At 54.1% G+C, this 21,882-nt stretch carries 19 protein-coding genes and 4 tRNA genes; 14 read left to right on the forward strand and 9 right to left on the reverse strand.

Annotated elements, in window-relative coordinates; all coding sequences use genetic code 11:
* Positions 1–49: 49 nt before the first annotated feature.
* Together KP814_RS05985 and KP814_RS05990 are read right to left on the reverse strand one after the other, a co-directional pair.
* Positions 50–745, reverse strand: a complete 696-nt coding sequence (locus KP814_RS05985) for a Bax inhibitor-1/YccA family protein (RefSeq protein WP_216735898.1) — start codon at positions 743–745, stop codon at positions 50–52.
* Between the two features lie 290 nt (positions 746–1,035).
* A tRNA-Ser gene (locus KP814_RS05990) sits at positions 1,036–1,126 on the reverse strand.
* 586 nt (positions 1,127–1,712) lie between these two features.
* Here KP814_RS05990 and KP814_RS05995 point away from each other — a divergent pair.
* The 3 genes from KP814_RS05995 (at position 1,713) to KP814_RS06005 (ending at position 5,488) form a co-directional block, all read left to right on the forward strand.
* Positions 1,713–2,723, forward strand: a complete 1,011-nt coding sequence (locus KP814_RS05995) for a tryptophan--tRNA ligase (RefSeq protein ID WP_011396421.1) — start codon at positions 1,713–1,715, stop codon at positions 2,721–2,723.
* Positions 2,724–2,755: 32 nt separating this feature from the next.
* Positions 2,756–3,748 (forward strand): Gfo/Idh/MocA family protein, encoded by a 993-nt coding sequence (locus KP814_RS06000; protein ID WP_216735899.1) that lies wholly within the window; start codon positions 2,756–2,758, stop codon positions 3,746–3,748.
* A gap of 183 nt (positions 3,749–3,931) precedes the next feature.
* Positions 3,932–5,488, forward strand: coding sequence for a DUF4118 domain-containing protein (locus KP814_RS06005; protein ID WP_216735900.1), 1,557 nt, complete (start codon positions 3,932–3,934; stop codon positions 5,486–5,488).
* A 102-nt stretch (positions 5,489–5,590) separates the two neighbouring features.
* Here the strand turns inward: KP814_RS06005 and KP814_RS06010 are convergent, their stop codons facing one another.
* A complete protein-coding gene (locus KP814_RS06010; protein WP_371824037.1) occupies positions 5,591–7,045 on the reverse strand; it encodes a TrkH family potassium uptake protein in 1,455 nt (484 codons plus the stop codon).
* A 242-nt stretch (positions 7,046–7,287) separates the two neighbouring features.
* Between KP814_RS06010 and KP814_RS06015 the strand changes: the two genes are divergently transcribed.
* The 6 genes from KP814_RS06015 (at position 7,288) to KP814_RS06040 (ending at position 14,622) form a co-directional block, all read left to right on the forward strand.
* A complete protein-coding gene (locus tag KP814_RS06015) occupies positions 7,288–7,932 on the forward strand; it encodes a hypothetical protein (RefSeq protein WP_216735901.1) in 645 nt (214 codons plus the stop codon).
* 253 nt (positions 7,933–8,185) lie between these two features.
* Positions 8,186–8,722, forward strand: coding sequence for a YfiR family protein (locus KP814_RS06020; RefSeq protein WP_216735902.1), 537 nt, complete (start codon positions 8,186–8,188; stop codon positions 8,720–8,722).
* Between the two features lie 16 nt (positions 8,723–8,738).
* On the forward strand, positions 8,739–10,205 hold the full coding sequence (locus KP814_RS06025) for an ATP-binding protein (protein ID WP_216735903.1): 1,467 nt from the start codon (positions 8,739–8,741) through the stop codon (positions 10,203–10,205).
* A 73-nt stretch (positions 10,206–10,278) separates the two neighbouring features.
* Complete coding sequence (locus tag KP814_RS06030) at positions 10,279–10,725, forward strand: response regulator (RefSeq protein ID WP_011396428.1); 447 nt, start codon at positions 10,279–10,281, stop codon at positions 10,723–10,725.
* Positions 10,726–10,736: 11 nt separating this feature from the next.
* Positions 10,737–12,416, forward strand: coding sequence for a bifunctional diguanylate cyclase/phosphodiesterase (locus tag KP814_RS06035; RefSeq protein WP_216735904.1), 1,680 nt, complete (start codon positions 10,737–10,739; stop codon positions 12,414–12,416).
* Positions 12,417–12,552: 136 nt separating this feature from the next.
* Positions 12,553–14,622: a TonB-dependent siderophore receptor gene (locus KP814_RS06040; RefSeq protein WP_216735905.1), complete on the forward strand. Its 2,070-nt coding sequence runs from the start codon at positions 12,553–12,555 to the stop codon at positions 14,620–14,622.
* Between the two features lie 11 nt (positions 14,623–14,633).
* Here the strand turns inward: KP814_RS06040 and KP814_RS06045 are convergent, their stop codons facing one another.
* Genes KP814_RS06045 through KP814_RS06060 form a run of 4 tightly spaced genes read right to left on the reverse strand, consistent with a single transcriptional unit; the run spans position 14,634 to position 18,778 of the window.
* Positions 14,634–15,389: an SDR family oxidoreductase gene (locus KP814_RS06045; RefSeq protein ID WP_216735906.1), complete on the reverse strand. Its 756-nt coding sequence runs from the start codon at positions 15,387–15,389 to the stop codon at positions 14,634–14,636.
* Positions 15,390–15,445: 56 nt separating this feature from the next.
* Positions 15,446–16,237 (reverse strand): citrate/2-methylcitrate synthase, encoded by a 792-nt coding sequence (locus tag KP814_RS06050; protein WP_127969911.1) that lies wholly within the window; start codon positions 16,235–16,237, stop codon positions 15,446–15,448.
* Complete coding sequence (locus KP814_RS06055) at positions 16,234–17,064, reverse strand: citryl-CoA lyase (RefSeq protein ID WP_216735907.1); 831 nt, start codon at positions 17,062–17,064, stop codon at positions 16,234–16,236. The genes KP814_RS06050 and KP814_RS06055 overlap by 4 nt, the downstream gene beginning before the upstream one ends.
* Positions 17,024–18,778 (reverse strand): thiamine pyrophosphate-binding protein, encoded by a 1,755-nt coding sequence (locus KP814_RS06060; protein ID WP_216735908.1) that lies wholly within the window; start codon positions 18,776–18,778, stop codon positions 17,024–17,026. Before KP814_RS06060 ends, KP814_RS06055 begins: the two co-directional genes overlap by 41 nt.
* Positions 18,779–19,201: 423 nt before the next feature.
* Between KP814_RS06060 and KP814_RS06065 the strand changes: the two genes are divergently transcribed.
* From KP814_RS06065 to KP814_RS06085, 5 genes are all read left to right on the forward strand, one after another.
* Positions 19,202–19,277: transfer RNA gene (locus KP814_RS06065), tRNA-Gly, on the forward strand.
* Positions 19,278–19,333: 56 nt separating this feature from the next.
* Positions 19,334–19,407: transfer RNA gene (locus KP814_RS06070), tRNA-Cys, on the forward strand.
* Positions 19,408–19,433: 26 nt separating this feature from the next.
* Positions 19,434–19,521 (forward strand) — tRNA-Leu (locus tag KP814_RS06075).
* A 174-nt stretch (positions 19,522–19,695) separates the two neighbouring features.
* Complete coding sequence (locus tag KP814_RS06080) at positions 19,696–20,670, forward strand: site-specific integrase (RefSeq protein WP_216735909.1); 975 nt, start codon at positions 19,696–19,698, stop codon at positions 20,668–20,670.
* A gap of 30 nt (positions 20,671–20,700) precedes the next feature.
* Positions 20,701–21,072 carry a molecular chaperone DnaJ gene (locus tag KP814_RS06085; RefSeq protein WP_216735910.1) on the forward strand — a complete coding sequence of 124 codons (372 nt, stop codon included), beginning with the start codon at positions 20,701–20,703 and terminating at the stop codon, positions 21,070–21,072.
* A 34-nt stretch (positions 21,073–21,106) separates the two neighbouring features.
* Here the strand turns inward: KP814_RS06085 and KP814_RS06090 are convergent, their stop codons facing one another.
* Both KP814_RS06090 and KP814_RS06095 read right to left on the reverse strand, forming a co-directional pair.
* On the reverse strand, positions 21,107–21,427 hold the full coding sequence (locus KP814_RS06090; RefSeq protein WP_216735911.1) for an AlpA family transcriptional regulator: 321 nt from the start codon (positions 21,425–21,427) through the stop codon (positions 21,107–21,109).
* Positions 21,428–21,432: 5 nt separating this feature from the next.
* Entirely contained in the window at positions 21,433–21,855 is a 423-nt protein-coding gene (locus KP814_RS06095) for a single-stranded DNA-binding protein (protein WP_216735912.1), read from the reverse strand.
* Positions 21,856–21,882: the final 27 nt, after the last annotated feature.

The following is a 21,882-nucleotide window of genomic DNA, read 5'->3' on the forward strand; positions in this document are numbered from 1 at the left end:
CAAATAAAAAAGCCCGGTTAGACCGGGCTTATGTTAAACCTATTTAGGATCAATCGTCACCGCCGAACGCCAGGATTAGGTTCAGCAGGCTGATAAACAGGTTATATATGGACGCGTACAGAGATACCGCCGCCAGGATATAGTTGGTCTCACCGCCATGAACGATGGCGCTGGTTTGATACAGGATACCTGCGGACGCGAACAGTACGATAGCGCCTGAGATCGCCAGAGAGAACGCGCTGCTCTGGATGAAGAAGCTCATGATGATGCAGCCAACGATGACCCAGAAGCCTGCAACCAGGAAACCGGCCAGGAAGCTGAAGTCTTTCTTGCTGATCAGGGCGTAAGCGGACAGGCCAAAGAATACGAATGCGGTCAGACCCAGCGCGCTGGTTACCGCCTGTGCGGCGCCGCCTGCGATCAACTGTCCAACGATCGGACCAATTGTCAGACCCAACAGGCCGGTGAATGCGAACGCCAGCACCAAGCCCCATACGCTGTTAGCGACTCTTTGAATCACAAAGCTGATCGCCAGGGCGCCGAAGAACGCGCCGTAATGCACGATTGCGTTGAACGGCATGCTTGATGACAAGAATGCAGTGAAAGCGGAAAAGGCCAGGGTCATGCCCAGTAGCCAGTAAGTGTTTTTCAGAACGTTGGCGGCGGTGGACGAATCTACTGCCGTTCCGTAGCCTTGCCTAAAGTCGGCGACGGCTGAGTCATTGTTAAAGCGTCTGTTATCCATGAACGTCTCCAGTTAAAAAGCTATTTGGTTCTATATTAGTGACGGAAAGGGAAATTTCAATCTTTGTCGTAGCCAAAGAAGATAAATTATTCGTTACAGAAAGCCTTGTGTGTCGGGGTTTTCAGGTAAAAGTTCAGTATACGTGTTGATACGAAAGAATTTGTCCGACGGATTAAGTGAAAGGTTAGACTCTGAGTAAAACGAAGAAGAAGCTAGGAGATATAGGAGATAAGAGTGGGGATTCGGCGAATACTTGCTTTAGATCCTCTCCGCAAGGGCGGAGAAAGAAGTGGCGGTGAGCCAGGGATTCGAACCCCGGGTAGGCTATTAACCTACGGCGGTTTTCAAGACCGCTGCTTTCAACCACTCAGCCAGCTCACCGTTAAGAGTGTCTGTGTGACACGAGCCGTGCATAATACTCAAAATTTTTTGGGTGTCAACAGGTTTGAAGATTGCGCCCTAACAAAGTTCTTCAGTGACTAACATTTAAGCATAAATAAGGCCCAGCCTGTTTAGTTGTGGCTAAAGAATACGCTGGGCGATGATTTCAATCCTCGCCCGGGTCGTACAGCTTGAAGTGATATTTAACCAATGAGCGGTTAAGAGTTCTTAGTCCGCACTGCCGCCCAAACGTACAGCGCCTGTCATTTTTGGCCCGCCGTAGACCTCGGGCGAACCTGGGTCGGCTGTTTTTCAGTTGAGTGCGTTGGATAAGAAAGCCGTCATAACGATTGTTGCGGTAAAACCAGCGCCAATGGAAGCCTCGCCTAAGATCGCTGCGAAAAGCGCTGACCCATGGCTGGCGTCTACCGAAAAAGACTTTCTCTTTAGGGTGCTTTCTAGGCTTGCGGATACTGTCTGCTCCTTTATTTACTTTTTACAGTTATTGCGGTCCCGCATACTGTCTTCAAGTCTGTAATCTGATATCTTTCCAGCCCTTGTTTTATTCCGCGAAAGTACAGAGTCCATGAGCAAGCAGATTGTATTAACGGGTATCACCACTACCGGCATTCCTCACCTGGGTAACTATGCGGGCGCTATTCGTCCTGCCATTGAAGCCAGTAAGCAGGACGGGGTGCAGTCTTATTTCTTCCTGGCGGATTATCACGCCTTGATCAAGTGCCACGAGCCTGAGCGCGTCAGGGAATCCACCAAAGCCATCGCGGCGACTTGGCTTGCTTGCGGTCTGGACCCGGAAAAAGTGACGTTCTACCGTCAATCTGATATTCCGGAAATTCTTGAACTGAACTGGTTGCTGACCAGCGTGACGGCGAAAGGTCTGATGAACCGCGCTCACGCTTATAAAGCCGCAGTGCAGGAGAACATTGAGAAAGGCGACGCCGATCCTGATAAAGGCGTGACCATGGGCCTGTTCAGCTATCCAGTGCTGATGTCGGCGGACATTCTGATGTTTAATGCGCACAAGGTGCCTGTCGGTAAGGATCAGGTGCAGCATCTGGAAATGTGTCGTGATATTGCGGCTCGCTTTAACCATATCTTCGGCGAAACCTTCGTGTTGCCGGAAGTGGTGGTCAGTGAGGAGTCTATGGTGTTGCCTGGCCTGGACGGGCGCAAAATGAGCAAGAGCTACAACAACACCATTCCTTTGTTCGAGCCGGAAAAGAAATTCAGAAAGCTGATCAACAAAATCGTCACCAACTCGTTGGAGCCTGGTGAACCGAAAGAGACCGACGGCTGCAGCCTGTTTGCGATTTATTCCGCATTCGCCAAACCAGAAGAAGTGGCGAACATGCGTAAGCAATACGCGGAAGGCATCGGTTGGGGCGAAACCAAGAAGCAGTTGTTCGAATACTTGAACGAGATCCTGGCCGACAAGCGTGAACGCTACAACGAACTGATGCAGGACCCCGCCTATATTGAAGCTACGCTGCAGCAAGGCGCGGAAAAGGCCAGAGAAAAGGCGGCGGTATTGCTGGCCAAGGCCAAGCAAGCGGTAGGCATCGGGCCTATTCGCTAATCGATTGACTCGACAGGCGGACGGAAAGGGGCATGCGCACATTCAACTGGGGTATCATTGCGCCAGGGCGCATCGCCCAACGTTTCGCCGCCTGCTTTGAGACTATTGAAAACGCCAGAGTGCTGGCGGTCGCCAGCTCCAATCGCGAGCGCGGCGACGCTTTCGCCCAACGCTTTGGCTGCGGACGGGTTTACGGGGATTACACTGAACTCGCCCGTGACCCGGACATTGACGCCATCTATATCGCCAATCCCCATCGTTATCATTTAGAAACTGCGCTGCTGTGCATCGAAGCCGGCAAGCCTGTGCTATGTGAAAAACCGTTGACCGTTTCCGCTGCGCAGGCGCGCGCATTGATGGACGCCGCCTCTCACCATCAGGTTTTCCTGATGGAGGCGCTCTGGACGCGTTTCATACCTGTCTGGCGTCAGGTCAAACAATGGCTGGACGCCGGCGCGATAGGCGATGTGGTCCTGATGGACTCCCGTTTTGGCTTCAAAGCGGAAAGGGTGCAGGGAGACCGTCTGTTCGAATTGAGCCTTGCCGGCGGTTCACTGCTTGATATCGGTATCTATAACCTTTCCATGTCCCAGTTTGTCATGGGGCGTGATCCAGTCTCCTTTATATGCGATGGCGTGGTGGGCGAAACCGGCGTGGACGAGCGGGTTTCCGCCATTCTCAACTATGGCGGCCCGGCCAGTCAGTTCACCTGCAATCTGCTGTCCAACACGGACAATCGTTTTCTTATCTACGGCACCAAAGGACGCATCGAAGTTCCCGCTGATTTTTGGGAAGCCTCGACCGTGACGCTGACTACAGATGACGGCGTCTCCGAGACGTTTGAGGGGCCGCTGTTGGCGAACGGGTTCGAGTATCAGGTCATGCACGCGATGGAGCGTATTCGCGCTGGCGAACTGCAGAGCGATGTGATTCCCTGGCGCGATACCCTCGCCACCCAGACTTTAATGGACGCCATACTTGCCCGCCTGGGCGTGGTCTATCCCTTCCTCTCCGAGCGGCAATAAGCGCCAGCGGCTAAACTTTCCTGCAATACCACATACTGATCAAATAGTTTGCGTCTGTTGAGACCGCTGGATTATTGGTAATTGGAATGATAGAAAGTCCATTTTCGACAGCCTGCAATCATGGTGAACAGATTATGTTCTGGCTGCCGCTGTCGGCGTTTATGAATGCTAAGGAATAAATGCGTGCTGAAGGATATTAACGCTCATTTCAAACTGAAGGACTTCTGGCTGGCGACTTTGATTATGCTGGGCGCCATGCTGGCGTCACTGGTGATCACTCAAGTGCTGGCGCACCCCAACGTATTGCTGGTGCTGTTTCTTGGGGTGCTCGTCGCCGGCCTTAAAACCAGTGTCTGGCCTGCCTTATGGAGCTCGCTGCTGGGCTTTTTCGCTTACAACTACTTCTTTACCCATCCTCATTACACCCTGAAGGTCACTCATTTAGAGGACCTGTTAACGATTATCTTCTTCCTGCTCTTATCTACCATCAGCGGTAATCTTGCTGTGCGTCTGAAAGAGCAGGTTTCTGCGATTCGCGAGAGCAAGCGGGAGGTAGAGGATCTGCTGTCCCTGAGCAGCAAGCTGAGTCTGGCCCCGGATCGGGCCTCCATCATGCAGGTGGCGCTCAAAGAAATGGCCAAGCTTGTCGGCGCGCCAGTGCTGGCGTTTGAAAAGGGACAAGGTGAGCCTGGCGGCGCGGCGGATGCGCGTGGAGAACCATTTTCTTTGCCCCCGCCTGAGTTGGAACTCGCCAGACGCATATGGGAGCAGTCAGGTCCGGATTCCACGGGCGCGCTGACTTCTCCTGAGCAGCCATCCCAATACAAGTGGCTGCCGGTGCGTTCGGAAATGGGAGTGCTTTGTCTGCTGGGTGTCCCAGATGGGGCATACAAAGCTTTGGACTGGGAAACCCACAGCCGCATCAGCAATCTGACGCAGCAACTGAAGCTGTCCCTGCTCAGGACCAAACTCAACGAGGAACTGGAGGAAGTGCGCTTTCAGGCTGAGACTGAGCGTCTGCGGGCGGCGTTGCTTTCATCTGTTTCCCATGACTTGAAAACGCCCTTGGCGGCGATGATCGGCGCGGCCGGCAGTCTGTTGCAATATCACGACCGCCTGTCCGACGAGGACCGCAGAGAGCTGATGGAAACCACGTTGCAGGAAGCGGAGCGTCTGGACCGCTATATCCAGAATCTGCTGGATATGACCCGTCTGGGATACGGCGCTTTGAAGCTGCACCGGGACTGGACTTCTCTGCACGATATAGTCGGCGCCGCGGTGAAAAGACTGGTGAATGAACTTAAGCCTTTAAAGGTCAATATTGAGCTGGCTGCGGACATTCCACTGCTGTATGTGCATGCCGCCCTGTTGGAGCAGGCGCTGATCAATATTCTGGAGAACGCCGCCAAGTTTTCGCCGGAAGGCGGCCGCATCGACATTCTGGCCAGAGTGGAGGATACGAGCCTGATCATTGATGTGGTCGATCAGGGGCCGGGGATTCCGGCGGAAGAGCGGGAGCAGGTGTTCAATATGTTCTATTCCGTCACCAAAGGCGACCGCAAGCCCAGTACCGGACTGGGGCTGGCCATTTGTCACGGCATGATCGGCGCCCATGGCGGCTCGGTGGAGGCGTTGGATGGTAAAGAAGGGCGTGGCGCGGATATCCGCATTGTCTTGCCGGTAGACCCACTGCCTGATTCGGATCTTGATGGCGATTCGGAGGAGGGTGAAGCGGAGTAGGCTTTTTTACGCTATCCGCTATCCGCTATCCGCTATCCGCTATCCGCTATCCGCTATCCGCTATCCGCTATCCGCTATCCGCTATCCGCTATCCGCTATCCGCTATCTGCGCCAGAAGTGGGGCAGGAATATGGCCAGAAGCGTGAAGTATTCCAGACGCCCCAGGATCATGCCGAAGGACAGCACCCAGGTGCCTGTGTCGCTGACCGGGGCGAAGTTGCTGCCCAATTCCGCAAACGCTGGACCCAGCACGTTGAGGCAGGCCGCTACGGCGGTGAAAGAAGACCAGAACTCCAGTCCTGTCGCCATCAGCGCCAAAGTCAGTATCAGTGTGCTGCCGGCGGCGAAGCTCATGAAGGCGGCCGTCGCGCTGGTGACGTCAGAGCCGACGGAGCGCCCCTGATATTTCATGACGAATACGCCGCGAGGATGCACGATCCGCTTGAACTCAAGACTGATGGACTTGATGGAAATGATATTGCGAATGATCTTGTTGCCGCCAGCGGTGGAGCCTGCGCAGCCTCCCAGATAGCCGGCGAAGACCAGCAGCATGGCGGTGGCTTCCGGCCAGTCTGTGAAGCTGGCGGCGCCAAATCCGGTGCTGGTGATAAAGGAAACCAGATGGAAAGCGGAGTCGCTGAGCGCGGTGAAAGGGTCGTGGTACTTCTGCGCTTTCAACAGCATGATGCATAAAAGCAATGACAGGCCCGCCACAATCAGCAGGAACGTGCGGGTTTCTTCGTCTTTGAGGTATACAAAGGGATTGCGGGCGCGGAACACCTTGAAGTGCAAGGCGAAGCTGATGGCGCCAAGCAGCATGAACACATCAGAAACCGCCAGGATTAGATGGCTTTGGAAGTAACCCATGCTGGCGTCATGAGTGGAGAATCCGCCTGTGGAAACGGTAGTGAAGCTGTGCGCGACCGCGTCGTAAAAGCTCATGCCGGCGACGAAATAGGCGAGGGCGCACAGCACGGTAATGGCGATATAAACAATCCAGAGATAGTGCGCCGTATTGGCGACACGTGGCGATAGCTTATCGTCTTTGACCGGTCCGGGCGTTTCCGCCTTCAACAGTTTCATACCGCCCACGTTCAACATGGGCAATACCGCCACCACGAATATCACCACACCTAAGCCTCCCAGCCATTGCAGGAACTGTCGATACAGTAGGAAGGTTTTGGGTAATTCGTCCAGTCCGCTCAGAACGGTGGCGCCGGTTGTGGTCAGGGCGCTGATGGATTCAAACACGCCATCGGTGAAGCTGACGTCTGTAACCAGAATAATGGGGATCGCTCCCAAGACGCCGCTGCACATCCAGGTGAGACTGGCGAACAACAATGAATCGCGGTAGCCAATTTTGGTGAGATCGGATCTGCGATAGCGAGACCAGAATAAGTAAGACGCCGCCAGCATCGCTAAGGCGGGAGCCATAAAGGCCTGCTGCACGTTGTCGCGAAACAACGCCACGGACAGCGCGCCGAAAATCAATTGCACGCCTCCCATCAATGCGACCGGGAAGGTTAGTAGGTAGAGAGTGGCTCGTCTGTTGATCACGCTGCGGCGAAACTGTCTGAAATAGCTTGGAAACCAAGTATTAAAGTTTATCAAGGCGCGGATTACCAGACCGTAAAAATTCCGTAAAAAAAGCCGGTTAGGGCCCATGTAGGCGGGCCGTTGATGGAAATTGTCATTCGAACATTAAATAATCGACGAAGACGGTTCGGTGAAAGCGTTCTCCTGAAGTGGGTGGTAGGCGGACGATGTGACGACAAGGAAACAATAGGGAGTTTATGTCTATGAATCAGTGTTATCTAAAATTGGGAGCGCGTTTGCTGGGCGCGGTGGCGTTGTGTTTATCCAGTGCGTCTATGGCGCAGGAGGGAGCAAGCGATCCGGCGCTCGCTTTGGCCACCCCGGGCGGCAAGGCGTTGCGGGGTGAATATGGCTTTGTCGGCCAGTTCTCGTGTGTGCAGACGCCATTGCAGCCGCCGCCTGCGACAGGGTTCGATCCAGAACCGCCCCACAGCCTGCTGGTAGAGGGCGAGGCGGTTTCTGTGGCGGGTTATGGCGTGATGACGTTTTCTCCAGCTGGAACGGTGGACTTGAATGTCACTGGCTCCCTGATCGGACTGGATAAAACCGCGGTCGGCGACGCCCCTGTCACCGCACGCATCGCTGGAAGCTGCCCGGGAGGTCATTATCAATTACTGGAAAACCACCGGCTTTCAGTGGAGTTTCCCAACTGCCAGGAGAGCGTTCCTGGCTTTAGCGCCAGCGGCGGGCCGTTGCGATTCGAAGGGTTAATCGCGCGGGACCGGCGCTGGATCAAACTGGCGATGGTGGATGGCGGCGTGCAGACCTATGACATCGCCATTCCTGGATATCCTGAACTACAGAACCAACGCGCTTGTATACAAACCTTTGTCATGGACAGAATGTAGTTTTGTCGATGGTTTTCCTCTTCATCCGCTAAGGTGTTTGCAATCGCCGCCGGGTGGCGGCGATTCTGCATTCTTTTTACAGTTTTTATTTTTATTTCAATAATTTGAGCTAAACTCAGCCTCAAAGGTTGAGTTTTACCACGTATTTCCGAAACGCTGCGGCCGACTCTGAAAATCAGGAATGGCGACTCGGCCGCTGGATTTGATTCACCGCACAGACAGCGAATAACAAAGAAAAATATAGCAATCGTTTATGCTTTCGGGTTTAGGGAAACGCTTCTGCAGACTGTTTCTGATCCTGACCGCTGTCCTGGGGACGTGGGAGCAGGCGTACGCCCGTTCCGAATACGAAATCAAAGCCGCGTACCTTTATAACTTCATCAAGTTCGTCACATGGACTGATACCGAGGCGACGGCTTCCGCCATCGATATTTGTGTCTATGGAGAGGACCCTTTCAAGGAAATTCTCCATCCGCTTAAGACTCTTACCGCACACGGAAAACCCATCAATTTGCTGTATCCCGCCAAGCCTGCGGACGCTGCCGTCTGCGAGGTGCTGTTCATCAGTCGGGAGGAGAAGCGTCAGTTACCGGCGATTCTCTCCCAGGTGGGACGGAATGTTTTGACCGTGAGCGATATGAAAGATTTCGCCAACTCCGGCGGCATGATCGGGTTTGTGACTGTCGGCAATGTAATCCGGTTTGAAATAAATTTATCCAGCGCCCGCGAGGCCGGTCTCGATATCAGCTCCAAGCTGCTCGAACTGGCCCTGGACGTGATCAAGAAGTAGGTAGGTACAGCAGAACATGAAATGGTCTCAGATGCCGATAAAACACAAGCTGATCATGATGACGTTGTTCACCAGCGTGATTGGCATTGTGGTGGTCAGCCTGAGTTTCATCTGGTACGAGAACCTTACTTACAAAGACCAGCTGAAACAGGAAATGAACGTCATTGGAAAAATTCTGGCGGACCGCAGCAACGCCGCCCTGGTGTTCAGCGATACGGCGCAACTGCAGGATAACGTCAACAGCCTGAAGTTGCGTCAGTCTATTGAACTGTCCTGTATCTACGACGCCATGGGGCAGCCATTGAGCAGCTTCTCCCGCCGGCAGGACCTGCAATGCCCTCTGGCGCCCGCCGCCAATGAAGGGGAGTTCACCAACAGCTATTTTCATCTGACTCAGGCTATTGAGCTGGATGGCGAGAGCATCGGCAAACTGTATATCCGCTCTTCCTTGCAGGAATTAATAGGGCATTTGCAAAACTATATCGCCACCACCGCGATCGTATCCGCACTGGTGGTGATGGCGTTATTACTGGTGTCCAGCATGTTGCAGCGCATCATTTCCACGCCGCTGGTGCATTTGACGGAAACCGCCACCCGCATCGCCAGGGTGAAGGATTACAGTCTGCGGGCGGAACAGGAGAGCGAGGACGAGATCGGGCAATTGGTGGTGGCTTTTAATTCCATGCTGGACACCATTGAAGAGCAGAATGCGCAGATTCTGCATAATTACGAGAATCTGGAGAAAATCGTGGCGCAGAGAACCGTGGAGTTGCGTTCCGCCAACAAGGAGCTGGAGGCGTTCAGCTACTCGGTTTCCCATGACCTGCGCCAGCCTCTGCGCGCCATTGATGGTTTCAGCGACGCGCTATTGGAAGACTGTTCGGATCAGCTTGATGAAGTCGCCATGGATTACCTCAACCGTGTGCGCGCCGCCAGTCAGCGCATGGGGCGTCTGATCGACAGTATGCTCACTTTGTCGAGGGTGACCCGCTATAAGGTGGAGAGCAAAGACGTGAATCTCAGCAACCTGGCGGCGACCATCGTCGAAGCTTTGCAGGCGGATCAACCGGAGCGGCATGTAGAGGTGATCATTCAACCGGACTTAATGACCCAGGGGGATGAGAATCTGCTTGGCGTGGCGCTTTCCAATCTTATTGGCAACGCCTGGAAATACTCCTCGAAACTCTCCCTTGCGAGAATTGAATTCGGCGCCATTGACAAAGACGGCGAGCGGATATTTTATGTGAAAGACAACGGCGCAGGGTTTGATATGAAATATGCGGACAAGCTGTTCGTCGCCTTCAACCGTTTGCACTCTCCCGCAGAGTTTGAGGGCAGCGGCATCGGGCTGGCGACAGTGTCCCGGGTGATCAGCCGTCATCGCGGTCGGATATGGGCGGAATCGCAGCCTGGAGAGGGCAGCGCCTTCTACTTTACATTAAACGATGCGGCGGTGGATGCACACGAGACTGGGGCGCGCTGAATAGTCAGCGTGTAAATTTGTATAAATTAAAATAATAGGCCTAGACTTGGTTAGTGGACTGAGAGAATCGCTGATGCAACAGTGCATGATATTACTGGTTGAGGATAACCCTGATGATGAGGCGTTGGCGTTAAGAGCATTAAAGAAAGCTAACCCGAAAACACAGGTGGTGGTGGCGCGGGATGGCCAGCAGGCCCTGGATTTTGTGTTTGGTGAAGGAGACTATCAGGGACGCAACGTCGCTGAGCAGCCTGTAGTGATTTTTCTCGACATGAAGTTACCCAAGCTGAATGGATTGGATGTGCTGAGAAATATTCGGAACGACCAAAGGACCTGTTTGTTGCCAGTCGTGATTCTGACCTCGTCAGATGAATCCAGCGACATCAAGGAAGCCTATCGCCTGGGCGCGAACAGCTATATCAACAAGCCTGTTAATTTTACTGAGTTTTCCCGTCAGATGAACCTGATGGGAGAATACTGGTTGGACATCAATCGGCCTCCGTTATGCAAGCTTCAGTGACCGGAGCGACTATGCGACAGGGTTTGCGCCTTCTGGTGGTGGATGACTCGGAAGACGACGCCATCCTGTTGATCAGGGAATTGCGCAAAGGCGGCATGCTGCCCAACTATACCCGCGTGGACAATGAGCACGACATGCGCAAGATGCTCGGCGCTCAACAGTGGGACATCATCATCACCGATCACAACATGCCAGGGTTTTCCTCCGAAGAAGCCCTGGCGGTCGTGCGTGAGGCGGAGTTGGATGTGCCAGTGATCATCGTTTCCGGCACCATTGGCGAAGACGTCGCCGTGCGGGCGATGAAAGCCGGGGCTCATGATTACATCATGAAGGATAATCTGGCGCGTCTGCTGCCAGCTATTCAGCGTGAGTTGAAAGAGGCTACGGTTCGCGACGCCCGCAAACGCGCCGAGCGCACGCTGCATCATATGGCGTACCACGACAGCCTGACCGATCTGGTGAACCGTCGTGAATTCGAACGTCGCCTGAAAAGCGCCCTCAACAGCAGCAAGGAGCGTGGTCTGACCCACATGCTGCTGTATCTGGATCTGGATCAGTTCAAGATCATCAACGATACCTGCGGACATGTCGCCGGGGATGAACTGCTCAAGCAACTGGCCATACTGCTGTCCAAACATATCCGCGAAAGCGATACGCTGGCCCGTTTGGGCGGCGACGAATTCGGAATACTTTTGGAGAGTTGTGCGGAGCGCCGCGCCATTCAACTGGCGCAAGAGCTGAACAGCGAAGTGAGAAATTTCCGCTTCGTCTGGCAACAGAAGCCGTTCACCATCAGTTTGAGTATCGGCGTCGTCGCGGTCACCAGTGAGTACGGGTCTGGCGCGGAGATTCTCAGTCACGCTGATATCGCTTGCTACGCCGCCAAAGACAAAGGCCGCAATACGATTCAGGTCTATCAAAGCGACGACGTGGAAATGAAGCGTCGTCGTACGGAGATGCAGTGGATCAGCCGCATCCGCATCGCATTGGAGGAAAACCGGTTTTTCCTGCACCAGCAACCTATGGAACGCATTGGCCCGGACCACGGCGCAGGATTGCATACTGAGTTCCTGCTGCGTTTGCGGGAAGGCGACGAAGTGATTCCCCCTGGCGCATTTATTCCCGCCGCCGAGCGCTACAGTCTGATGCCGCTGATTGATCGCAGGGTCATCGAGCTGGTCTTCCAATATCTCGCTGAAAGCGGCAAAGGGATGGCGGACGACGGCGCCTATTTCATCAACCTGTCAGGCACTTCGTTAAGCGACGACAAAGTGTTCGAGGATATTCGCAAAAATCTCAGAAAATACAAAATCCGCCCTGAGCGCATCTGTTTTGAGATAACGGAAACCGCCGCCATCGCCCATTTGGCGGAGACCGTGGAGTTTATTCGTGAGATCAGGGAAGAGGGGTTCAAGTTCGCGCTGGACGACTTCGGTTGCGGCATGAGTTCCTTCTCCTACTTAAAAACCATCCCGGTGGATTATCTGAAGATTGACGGCAGCTTTGTGCGCAACATGCTGTCCGATCCGATTGACGTGGGGATCGTCGAAGCCTGCAACCGTATTGGGCATGCGGCGGGACTAACGACCATCGCCGAGTTTGTGGAAAACGAGCAGATTAAGGAAAAACTGATCGAAATAGGCGTGGATTATGCGCAGGGCTTCGCTATCAGTAAGCCCAAGCCGTTGTAATTAATAAAATTTCTTGCGCCCTCTTTTCGCACAGATCAAATCCTGCTGCTATGCTTAGCTAAGACGTGCGCGGCTGGCTGTATCTTATGTTCGACGCGTCATCCTGTCCGCAGCAATCAAACGCGATACGACTCATATGATTACAACTAGAAAGGTTTGCGCGTTAAGTCTGGCTCTTGCCGCTTCGGCAGGGTACGCCGCTGACGATAATCTCTTTGAAGACAGCCTCTGGGCGCTATCCCCCGAAGAACTGGGACAAATCCGCGTCACCAGCATCGCCTCGGGCACCATCACCCCACTGGACAAAGCCGCCGCCGTCACCACGGTCATTACCGCGGAAGACATTGCGGCCATGGGGGCGACTGATATTGACGAAGTGCTGGAGACGGTGCCGGGTTTGCATGTCGGTAGGTCTTTTCAGGCCTATTTTCCGCTTTATACATTTCGAGGAATATCAGGCTCGGATTACAACCCGCAAGCGCTATTGCTGATCAACGGCTCCCCGCTCACCACGCTGGCTTTCGGCAATCGCTACACCATATGGGGCGGCATGCCGGTCAAGTCCATCAGCCGCATCGAGGTGATCCGAGGACCAGGCTCCGCTTTGTATGGCGCGGACGCCTTTGCCGGAGTCATTAACGTCATTACCAAAACCGCCAGTGAAATGGAAGGAACGCTGGCGGGAACCCGCGCAGGCAGTTTCGATACCTATTCCGCATGGCTGTTGCATGGCGGGCGCATTGGCGATCTTCAGTTGGGCGTTACCCTGGAGTACATGGATACACGAGGGCAGAAAGAAGAAATCAAAGAGGATTTCATGGCGCTGCTTGCGCCAGTCGACTCTCTGGCGCCCGGGGAGGTGAACCTGGGACGTCGGCAGGCGGAAGTGCATATGGACATGTCCTACAAGGACGTAACGGTCAGAGTGGGTTACCAGGGACGTTACGGCGTTGAGACGGGGGCCGGGGTCGCGCAGGCGCTGGACCCTGAAGGGGAATACGCCAGCGATCGTCTGACCTTGGAGTTTTTGCACACCAATCAGGACTGGTTTGAAGACTGGGAGATATCCACTCAACTGACCTATTTTTTCGGCAGACAGAAGCCCACCGAAACCTCTGTGATTTTCCCTTCCACTTTCGGCGGCGCCTTTCCAGATAGGGTATTGGCGGAGCCAGGTTATAAAGAGCAGCACGCAAGAATTCAGTTGTCCTCCATTTTCAGAGGTTGGAAAGACCATCGCATCCGCACAGGCATAGGCTATTTCTGGGGTGACCTCTACGAAACGACGGAAAAGAAAAACTTCCTTAGCGGTCTGGTTCCCAACCCGGGAGGATTTGAAGACTTTTCCGATAGCGATGAAGTCTGGCTGCCTGAGAAAGACAGAACCAGCTATTTCCTGTTCCTGCAGGACGAGTGGCAATTCACTCAAAACTGGCAGCTGACCTCCGGCGTGAGGTATGACCATTACTCGGACTTTGGCGAAACGATCAACCCCAGGGTTGCTTTGGTCTGGGCGACCACGGACACGCTGACCACCAAATTGCTGTATGGGCGCGCTTTCCGTGCGCCATCCTTTGTTGAACTCTACGCCATCGCCAATCCTGTCTCGCTGGGCAATCCCGACCTGGACCCGGAAACCATCGACAGTTATGAGTTCGCCGTCAGCTACCAGCCCACCGCCAAGCTGCAATACAGCGGAAATCTGTTCTACTACAAAATCGACGATTTCATCGTCTTTGAGGACAGCAAAGCGGCTAACGCGGGCAACCGCAAGGGACGAGGTTGGGAGTTTGAGGTGAGTTACGCCGTTTCCGACGAGCTGAAAATGACGGCGAACTACGCCTACCAGCGTGCGACGGATGAAGAGTCAGGCAAAGACGTGGGTGACGCGCCTAACTACCAGGCCTATGGGCGTATTGACTACAAGATCGTCCCCAACACCAGCGTATCCACTCAGATTAACTGGATTGGTGAGCAAAAGAGGGCGGATGGAGATGATAGAGACCCTGTCTCTGATTACGCCACGGTGGACTTCACTGTGAGGCGCAAAACACTGGAGGATCGGCTGGAGGTTGCGCTTTCCGTCCGCAATGTGTTTGATCGCGAAGCCTACGCGCCCAGCACATCCCGGCCAATGGTGGCGATTCCAGGAGACCTGCCCCTGGCGGGGCGCAGCCTGTACGGCGAGGTCTCCTATCGGTTTTAGGAACGAAGGGCTTATTGGGCGGTATAGCCGCCATCTATAGAAATTGTCTGTCCATTTAAATAAGACGCGGAATCCGACAGCATCCAACATACCGCTTCCGCGACTTCCTGTTGCGTACCCAGACGTCCCTGCGGGTGCAGAGATTGAGCGAAAGCCATGACTTCGGGATTGCTTAAAGCCTGTTCGTTGCCGGGAGTGGGAATCCAACCGGGACATATCGCATTGATGCGAATATTGCGCGCAGCGTATTCCAGGGACGCCGCTTTGGTGAGGCCGATAATGGCGTGCTTGGAGGCGACATACGCCGCCAATCCCATGCCCGTGCCTACCAGGCCATAAATGGACGACATATTTACAATCGCCCCGGACTTATTGCATAACAGGGCTGGGATCTGATGCTTCATGCATAACCAGGCGCCTTTGGTATTGATGTTGAAGACTCGGTCCCATTCCTGTTCGGATAACTCCGTCAACGGTCCGACCGGCTCCGCCGCTCCCGCATTGTTAAACGCGCCGTCTAACTTACCGAACGTCTCAATAATTTGAGCAAGCGCGTTTTTGATATCACTTTCCGAAGAAACGTCTGCAGGGATGCTGATGGCCTGTCCACCGGCTTCAGTAATATGGCGCACCGTATCTTCGGACTCTTTCGATCTGCGTGCGATAACCGCTACTTTGGCGCCGTAGTCCGCCAGCTTGATCGCTGTGCTTCTACCAATGCCGGAACTAGCGCCCGTGACCATCACCACTTTTCCATCCAGCTTCATGAGATAAACCTCCTAAATGTATAAATGAGTCTGTGTGCGTCCAATGGTGATTGGCCTCACCAACTACGCCTTTCCGGCCCGGAATACTGAATTGATTCACAGCGCATGGGGAAAACGCTGCCCTCGGGTTTGGCCGCGCCATCGAGATAGCAGGGGACCATGCCGGCGATAAAGCAGGGCGTCAGGTAAAGCTGATACTCTTCCGGCGACATGCCGAAATCCGCGCCGATGGCCGCAGCCAGGGCGGCGACGTTGATCGTCAGGCGTTTGTTCTTTTTGAGATAGTGGTAGATCTCCAGCGCCAGAGTGAAGTGAGCGCCATCGGCGAAGCCCAGGTCGCGGGCTTTTTTGACCAGATGCAACACGCGCTCATCCAGGCGCGCCAAGGGGCGGCCGTAGCCGTAGATGACGCGGTATTTTTTCAACGCCGCGTTGATCAGATCCGATAGTTCCTCCCCGGCGTCCAATGCTTTGCGAGTGCGCTGCAGAAAGTCGATGGCGCGGCGGTCCGGTCTTCTGCCGTAAATAGAAGCCTCGGAAATGGACAGTCCGCTCATCAAAGATAGCGACGGCGTACTGCGTACGTTGCCAGCCAGTTCCGCGACATGGTTTGGCCAGATGCTCGGGTCCGGGTAGCTGGTGCATACCCAGATGTAATTCAGCATGCGCATCTGTTCCGGGGTGTAGAACTTGCCGGTGATGGAGTAAAGGTAAAGTGAAAACCAGTCGCGCTCACTTAACTCCTGATGCAGATCTTTACCGCGAAACACGACGCGTTCGCACAAAAACGCTTTGCCCATCGCGGTTTCGTGGGCGGTTTCCTGTTGGCGCAGATGTTTGTTGCTCATAGCCCAAGCTCCTCTGCATTGGGTAATTCGAAGGGGCCGGGGTCATCCGTCAGCTTTATGTGGTCACCGTAGAATGGAAACATTTTCCAGCCCAGATCTCTCTGTTCAATGGCGTGTGCGGCGGCTCCGGGTAAACGCAGCATCAGGTACAACATGACTGCGGCGTGCTCGTTCATCGCCAGATCATGCAGCGCTGCGGCGGCCACGCCAGACAGTGACAATGGCGCGTCTGCGATGGTTTCCAGCTCCTGGCGATGTTGCGCCAGCCAGCGCACGGTAATAGCGCAAGGAATTTCCGCCAGCGCTTCCAGCACCTGACGCACCGGCTTGGGACAGCTCTCGCCGTTGGGGTCGAAACCGGGAGCGTGCTCCATGGGGCGCCATATATCCTCCCGCGTATCGCTGACCGGGGAGGGAAGGCGGGCCGGCCATTGCTCCATATCGGTTCCGCATTCCCGCCAAAGCTGCATCAAAATGTAGACTTCATGCCCGCCGCCATACTGGCCAGCGCCGACGGCCAGGGACGCCATCAGCGAAGCGGCGTGCGGACAACCGCCAACGCCGCCGTTCATCGCCGCGCGCACGCTGGCCTCGCGGGGACCTGGGTTGGCCAGGGCGATAGCCAGTTTTTCCAATAGCTGCGCCTGATCCGCGTTGGGCTTTTCTCCCCTGAACAGCAGATACAGGTACTCGAACCAGCTCGCCTTGGTCAGGATGTCGCCGTAGACATCGTAGCCGTAGCAAAGGGCGGAGTGCGCGGCGAAGGGATTGTCGGCTTCAGGTTCTTCAGACCAGACTTTCGTCCGGTATCCGTATTTGCTGCTCATGATTGCCTCCTGTCAGAACTTTGGTGCGTTGGCGCATGGGGGGAACTTGTTCGCTGTCGACGACTACATCCAGAACGAATGGGCCGGGTTTGGAGAAAAGGCTGTCGACGCCGATTTCATCCAGCTCTTTAAGCCGGGTAATGCGTTGCGACGGCAGGCCCGCCGCTTTGGCCATGGCGGCGAAATCCACTTGCGGCAGACGATTGGCGATATCTTCCGCGCGACCCAGACGTTGGCCGTGTTTAATCATACCCAGGTGACTGTCGTTCAGAACGATGAACAGAATGTTCAAATCCAGCTCCCGCGCGACGGTGATCTCCTGACCGCTCATCAGCATGCTGCCGTCGCCGGTGAAACAAATGACAGGCGTATCCGGTTTGGCGAGCGCCATGCCGACTGCGGCGCCGATAGCCCAGCCCATGGTCGCGAATCCCATGCCTATGTGGAACAGTTTAGTTGAATCTGACAAGGGCGGATTGGTGCGCCAATAGTGCACGCCCCACAGGAAACTATTGCCCGTGTCCATCAATACCGGCGTGTTGCGCGGGCAGGCCTGGCTCAGAGCCCAGTACAGCGCTTGCGGTTTGACCGGCGCTTCCACGTCAAGACAGGCTTCCTTGTCCGCATAGATGACGTGTTGAGGAAATCCGTCAGCCCCAGGAGAGTACTTCTGTTTACGCGGCGCCGCATGTTTCAGGTATTTGGCGAAGGGCTCCAGCAGCAAGCGCGGCGAACCCAATATCGACAGTCTCGACATCACCGACCGGCTCAGATGGTCTGGGTTGCCGGACAGATGTATCAGGCGGTTGGAGAAAATTGCGTTGGGGTCCCAGCCGCCGGTCGTGACTTCATCCAGCGCGGAGCCAATGACGATGACGCGCTCTGCATTGTCGGGATGTAAGGCGTCGCGGGCGCTTTCATGTCCGCCGAGGCCGAATACGCCTCTATATAAAGGGTGATATTCCGAAACTAAACCTTTGCCCATAGGCGTGGTGACGATCAACCAGTTGCGTGACTCCGCCAGAGCGAGCAGCGGCTCCATCGCCCCTGCGCAACCTTCGCCAATCACCAGCGTGGCTTTCTGCACATAGGCGAGTTCTTTCAGTAATCGATGCACTGACTCGGCGCTGGGTACGACTTCATGATTGATAAAGGCGCGCATATTGAAAATGCCCGCCGGATCGGGAGATTTGGCGCGCATGATGTCGAGGGGGACGCTCAAATGCACCGGGCCTGGCTGGTTGCTGAGCGCGTAGCCGATCGCCATCAGCAGCTTGTGCTCCAGCTGGGCGGAGTGCGACACCAGTGTGTTGAAGCGGGTGCAACTGTCGAAGATGCTGACGGTGTTGATGCCTGTACAAGAGCCCTCCTGAAACGCGCCCAAGCCGAAACGCTCAATAGAAGGCTGCGCGGTTATCACCAGCATGGGGATGCCGTCGGCATAGGCGTTGGCCACGCCAGTCAGCAGGTTGGTGGCCCCCGGACCGGAAGTGGAAATGCACACCCCCAGTTTGCCTGTCGCTCTCGCATATCCGTCCGCCATGAAGGCCGCTCCGGATTCGTGCCTCGCCAACACCGCCTTTGGTCCGCCCCGACGCTCGCTACGGGCGAGGGCGTTATAAAGTGGTTCAATACTGCCTCCTGGCACACCGAATACGTACTTCACTCCCAATCGTTCCAGATAGTGGAGTATCAAATCACCATTCTCGATCATGCTTTGATACCTTTTCGGACATGTATAAATTTTGAGCGCGAATTCTTGGGTAAGATGGCCGGAAAAGATAGGGTCTAAATGTAAAGCATTGAAAAACAAGAATTTTATGGACTAGTCCCATCGGACGATTGTTGCTTTTGCTGTAGGCGTTGCGACATGAAACAGAAAATAGAATGACTTTTCGGTCTGAACGATGGGGAGGCGCAGGTTGGTTTTTAGATTAACGAGGAGCGATGAATTACCCGTAGATACTGTGAACTGGCGCAAAAAATGGACTATCTGGACAGGAAATATCCATAAATTCACTTTTTCTTATTTTTCTTTAAATACATTGCAGGTTCGGCTTGACAGGTTCGGCTAAAAACGTAAACTAAGCGCCACTCCAGCAGAGAGACGCGAAAAACTCCTGCTTAAGAGTGATATGCGGGAATAGCTCAGTTGGTAGAGCACAACCTTGCCAAGGTTGGGGTCGCGAGTTCGAGTCTCGTTTCCCGCTCCAAGATTTCCGAAACCCCGACAAGCTCGGGGTTTTTAGCTCTAGAAGTCTTGATTATAGGCGCGGTGGCAGAGTGGTCATGCAGCGGACTGCAACTCCGTGTACGCCGGTTCGATTCCGACCCGCGCCTCCATGTTTTCTCCGGCAAATGCCTCCCTCGCCCGGGTGGCGAAATTGGTAGACGCAAGGGACTTAAAATCCCTCGGTATTTGATACCGTGCCGGTTCGACCCCGGCCCCGGGCACCAATCCCAAATTATACACATAATACTAAATCCTCCCAAACCCTTTATAATCGCGGCTTTCCGGCGGTTTATGGCGTTTTCGGAGATTTACTAAATACCCCCCTTACAACCACTTTTTGTCGTATCAGTACGCCAAAATTACGCCAGATTTACGCCAAGGGAGTACGAGGAAGTTTAATGGCAACTTTTCGAAAGCGCGGGAGCGCTTGGCGCGTTGAGGTCAATGTAAAAGGTCAGCGCGATTCTGCAACTAAAGATACAAAAGCCGAGGCTCAGGAATGGGCCGCCAGACGAGAAATTGAACTGCGGTCTCAGTTCGATGGCAGGAGTCTGACTCATATTGTCAGGGATGTTTTTGAGAGATACGGGCAAGAAGTCAGCCCGTCAAAACGAGGTCAGGACAAGGAGTTGCTGCGGCTTGCCAGTTTCTGCCGTGATCATATAGCGGATATAAAGCTGGCGGATCTTAATGCGTCCCATATCGCCGACTGGCGAAACCGTCGACTAAAGCAAGTATCACCCAGTTCGGTTAATAGAGAACTTAATCTGATGTCTCACGCGTTTGAAATTGCGCGTAGAGAATGGCGCTGGCTTACTGAGTCTCCGACACGAGATGTTACCCGTCCTAAAAATCCTCCACCGCGAGACCGGAAAATTTCTGACGATGAAATAGAGCGCGTTTGTCTGTCGCTTGGCTTTGTCGATGGCGTTACGCCTGAAACTAAAAGCCAGCGGGTGGCGATCGCCTTTTTATTTGCTATCGAGTCGGGAATGCGTGCAGGTGAGATCTGTGGTTTAACCTGGGATGCCGTAAACGGCAACGTTGCTTATCTGCCTAAAACCAAAAATGGCACGTCTAGAAATGTTCCTCTTTCATCGCGTGCGTGTGAGTTGCTTTCTTTTCTCCCTGTTGACGGAGAATCTGTGTTCAACATTACGACTGTTCAGTTGGATGCAATCTTCAGAAAGGGAAGGGATAGAGCGGGCGTGGAGAATCTGACTTTCCATGATACCCGCCACGAGGCAATTACTCGCCTTGCTAAAAAGCTTGATGTATTAGAGCTTGCGCGCATGGTGGGGCATAAGGATTTAAAGCAGCTTCTCGTTTATTATAACGAGACTCCTCAGGCGTTGGCGGCAAAACTGGGGTAGTGCTATTCATAGGAGTTATAGGCAGGGATTATGGACGAGAAGAAGTTAAGTATGTTTCCGTGTGCTCATTGCAAAGAGTCCGGAACCTGTGCCCAAGGAAAGGATGGAGCTAGTTGTAATGTGTGTGTCAAAAGGAATGAACTGAGAGGAAAGGAGCACTTTGGGCTGGCGTGTGGTATTTGTGGCGGCCTTGGCTTGGCTGAACCCTTTACTGACCGTTTAAATAAGCGCTTCCCAGCAATTATGGCCATTCTTGTTGTATTTAGTTTAATGTTCATTGTGTCGGTAGCGGCCTTCATTAATAACCAGCATTTCTCAGAAATATTGGCTTTTTCTGGCACTTTGATTGGGACGGTAATCAGTTATTTCTATTCAAACTCCAACAAAATGAAAGCTAGCTAATATTAAGCCCTCTGCCAAAGAGGGCTTTCTTGTTTTAGTGCTTTCGCGGCCGACCTGTCTTGGCTTGGCCATCTTGGTGGCTGAGTGTCCACTCTATTACCTCTTTGGCTCTCCAGCGTGGCTGGCTGCGGCTTTGTGCTGACTTCCCATTTGCTGTTGGAATCCGTATGGATTTAGGGAAGGTCGGCTGGCATATGACCCGCTGCATGGTATGGCTTTCTGAGCACTTCAGATATTCGGCAATCGTGGAAACATCCCAAAGGGCGATCTCTGTGGAAATCCTTGGCTGAAGCTTTTCGATGATCGCCTCTGCCAGCTTGTTGATTGCGCTTAATTCGTTTGCTTGTTCCTGCATAGTTCTCACCAGGGGATATCGTCGTCAAAGTCGTATGCTTGGCCGTTGTTTGGCGTCTGCATTTGGTTGGGTTGTGGCGCCGCCATTGGTGCGGGCTTGTATTGGTTGGGCGGTTGTGGCGTCTGTTTCGGGCTCGCGAAATCGACCTTTATCACCCTGCAGCGAATCTTCGCCCCGGGCGAACCGTCGCCCTTGGTAAACTGCTCCAGCTCCAGATCGTCAGCTGTCACGACCAGCTTTGTGCCTTTGGTCAGATGCGGCTCCAGCGAGATTGCCCTGTCACCCCATAGCGCGCCGTCGATCCATTGGGTCCGCCTGTTGTCGCCGTGGCCGATGCTGTAGGCGAGGGCGAGCGTAGCCACTGCCTGTCCGCTTGGGGTGTATCTCAGTTCGGCGTCACGCCCGAGGGCGCACAATTTAATAAACATAAAATCTCCTACTTGATCCTAATTGAG

The sequence above is a fragment of the Hahella sp. HN01 genome (assembly GCF_018986435.1).
In the GTDB taxonomy this organism is placed as follows: Bacteria; Pseudomonadota; Gammaproteobacteria; order Pseudomonadales; family Oleiphilaceae; genus Hahella.

What these genes read in the sequence shown, in the direction of transcription:
- KP814_RS06035 (WP_216735904.1), top strand. Translation starts at nt 10,737, where the DNA reads ATGCGACAGGGTTTGCGCCTTCTGGTGGTGGATGACTCGGAAGACGAC.
- KP814_RS06080 (WP_216735909.1), top strand. Translation starts at nt 19,696, where the DNA reads ATGGCAACTTTTCGAAAGCGCGGGAGCGCTTGGCGCGTTGAGGTCAAT.
- KP814_RS06040 (WP_216735905.1), top strand. Translation starts at nt 12,553, where the DNA reads ATGATTACAACTAGAAAGGTTTGCGCGTTAAGTCTGGCTCTTGCCGCT.
- KP814_RS06015 (WP_216735901.1), top strand. Translation starts at nt 7,288, where the DNA reads ATGAATCAGTGTTATCTAAAATTGGGAGCGCGTTTGCTGGGCGCGGTG.
- KP814_RS06055 (WP_216735907.1), bottom strand. Translation starts at nt 17,064, where the DNA reads ATGAGCAGCAAATACGGATACCGGACGAAAGTCTGGTCTGAAGAACCT.
- KP814_RS06095 (WP_216735912.1), bottom strand. Translation starts at nt 21,855, where the DNA reads ATGTTTATTAAATTGTGCGCCCTCGGGCGTGACGCCGAACTGAGATAC.
- KP814_RS05995 (WP_011396421.1), top strand. Translation starts at nt 1,713, where the DNA reads ATGAGCAAGCAGATTGTATTAACGGGTATCACCACTACCGGCATTCCT.
- KP814_RS06060 (WP_216735908.1), bottom strand. Translation starts at nt 18,778, where the DNA reads ATGATCGAGAATGGTGATTTGATACTCCACTATCTGGAACGATTGGGA.
- KP814_RS06090 (WP_216735911.1), bottom strand. Translation starts at nt 21,427, where the DNA reads ATGCAGGAACAAGCAAACGAATTAAGCGCAATCAACAAGCTGGCAGAG.
- KP814_RS06025 (WP_216735903.1), top strand. Translation starts at nt 8,739, where the DNA reads ATGAAATGGTCTCAGATGCCGATAAAACACAAGCTGATCATGATGACG.
- KP814_RS06020 (WP_216735902.1), top strand. Translation starts at nt 8,186, where the DNA reads ATGCTTTCGGGTTTAGGGAAACGCTTCTGCAGACTGTTTCTGATCCTG.
- KP814_RS06085 (WP_216735910.1), top strand. Translation starts at nt 20,701, where the DNA reads ATGGACGAGAAGAAGTTAAGTATGTTTCCGTGTGCTCATTGCAAAGAG.
- KP814_RS06045 (WP_216735906.1), bottom strand. Translation starts at nt 15,389, where the DNA reads ATGAAGCTGGATGGAAAAGTGGTGATGGTCACGGGCGCTAGTTCCGGC.
- KP814_RS06030 (WP_011396428.1), top strand. Translation starts at nt 10,279, where the DNA reads ATGCAACAGTGCATGATATTACTGGTTGAGGATAACCCTGATGATGAG.
- KP814_RS05985 (WP_216735898.1), bottom strand. Translation starts at nt 745, where the DNA reads ATGGATAACAGACGCTTTAACAATGACTCAGCCGTCGCCGACTTTAGG.
- KP814_RS06050 (WP_127969911.1), bottom strand. Translation starts at nt 16,237, where the DNA reads ATGAGCAACAAACATCTGCGCCAACAGGAAACCGCCCACGAAACCGCG.
- KP814_RS06000 (WP_216735899.1), top strand. Translation starts at nt 2,756, where the DNA reads ATGCGCACATTCAACTGGGGTATCATTGCGCCAGGGCGCATCGCCCAA.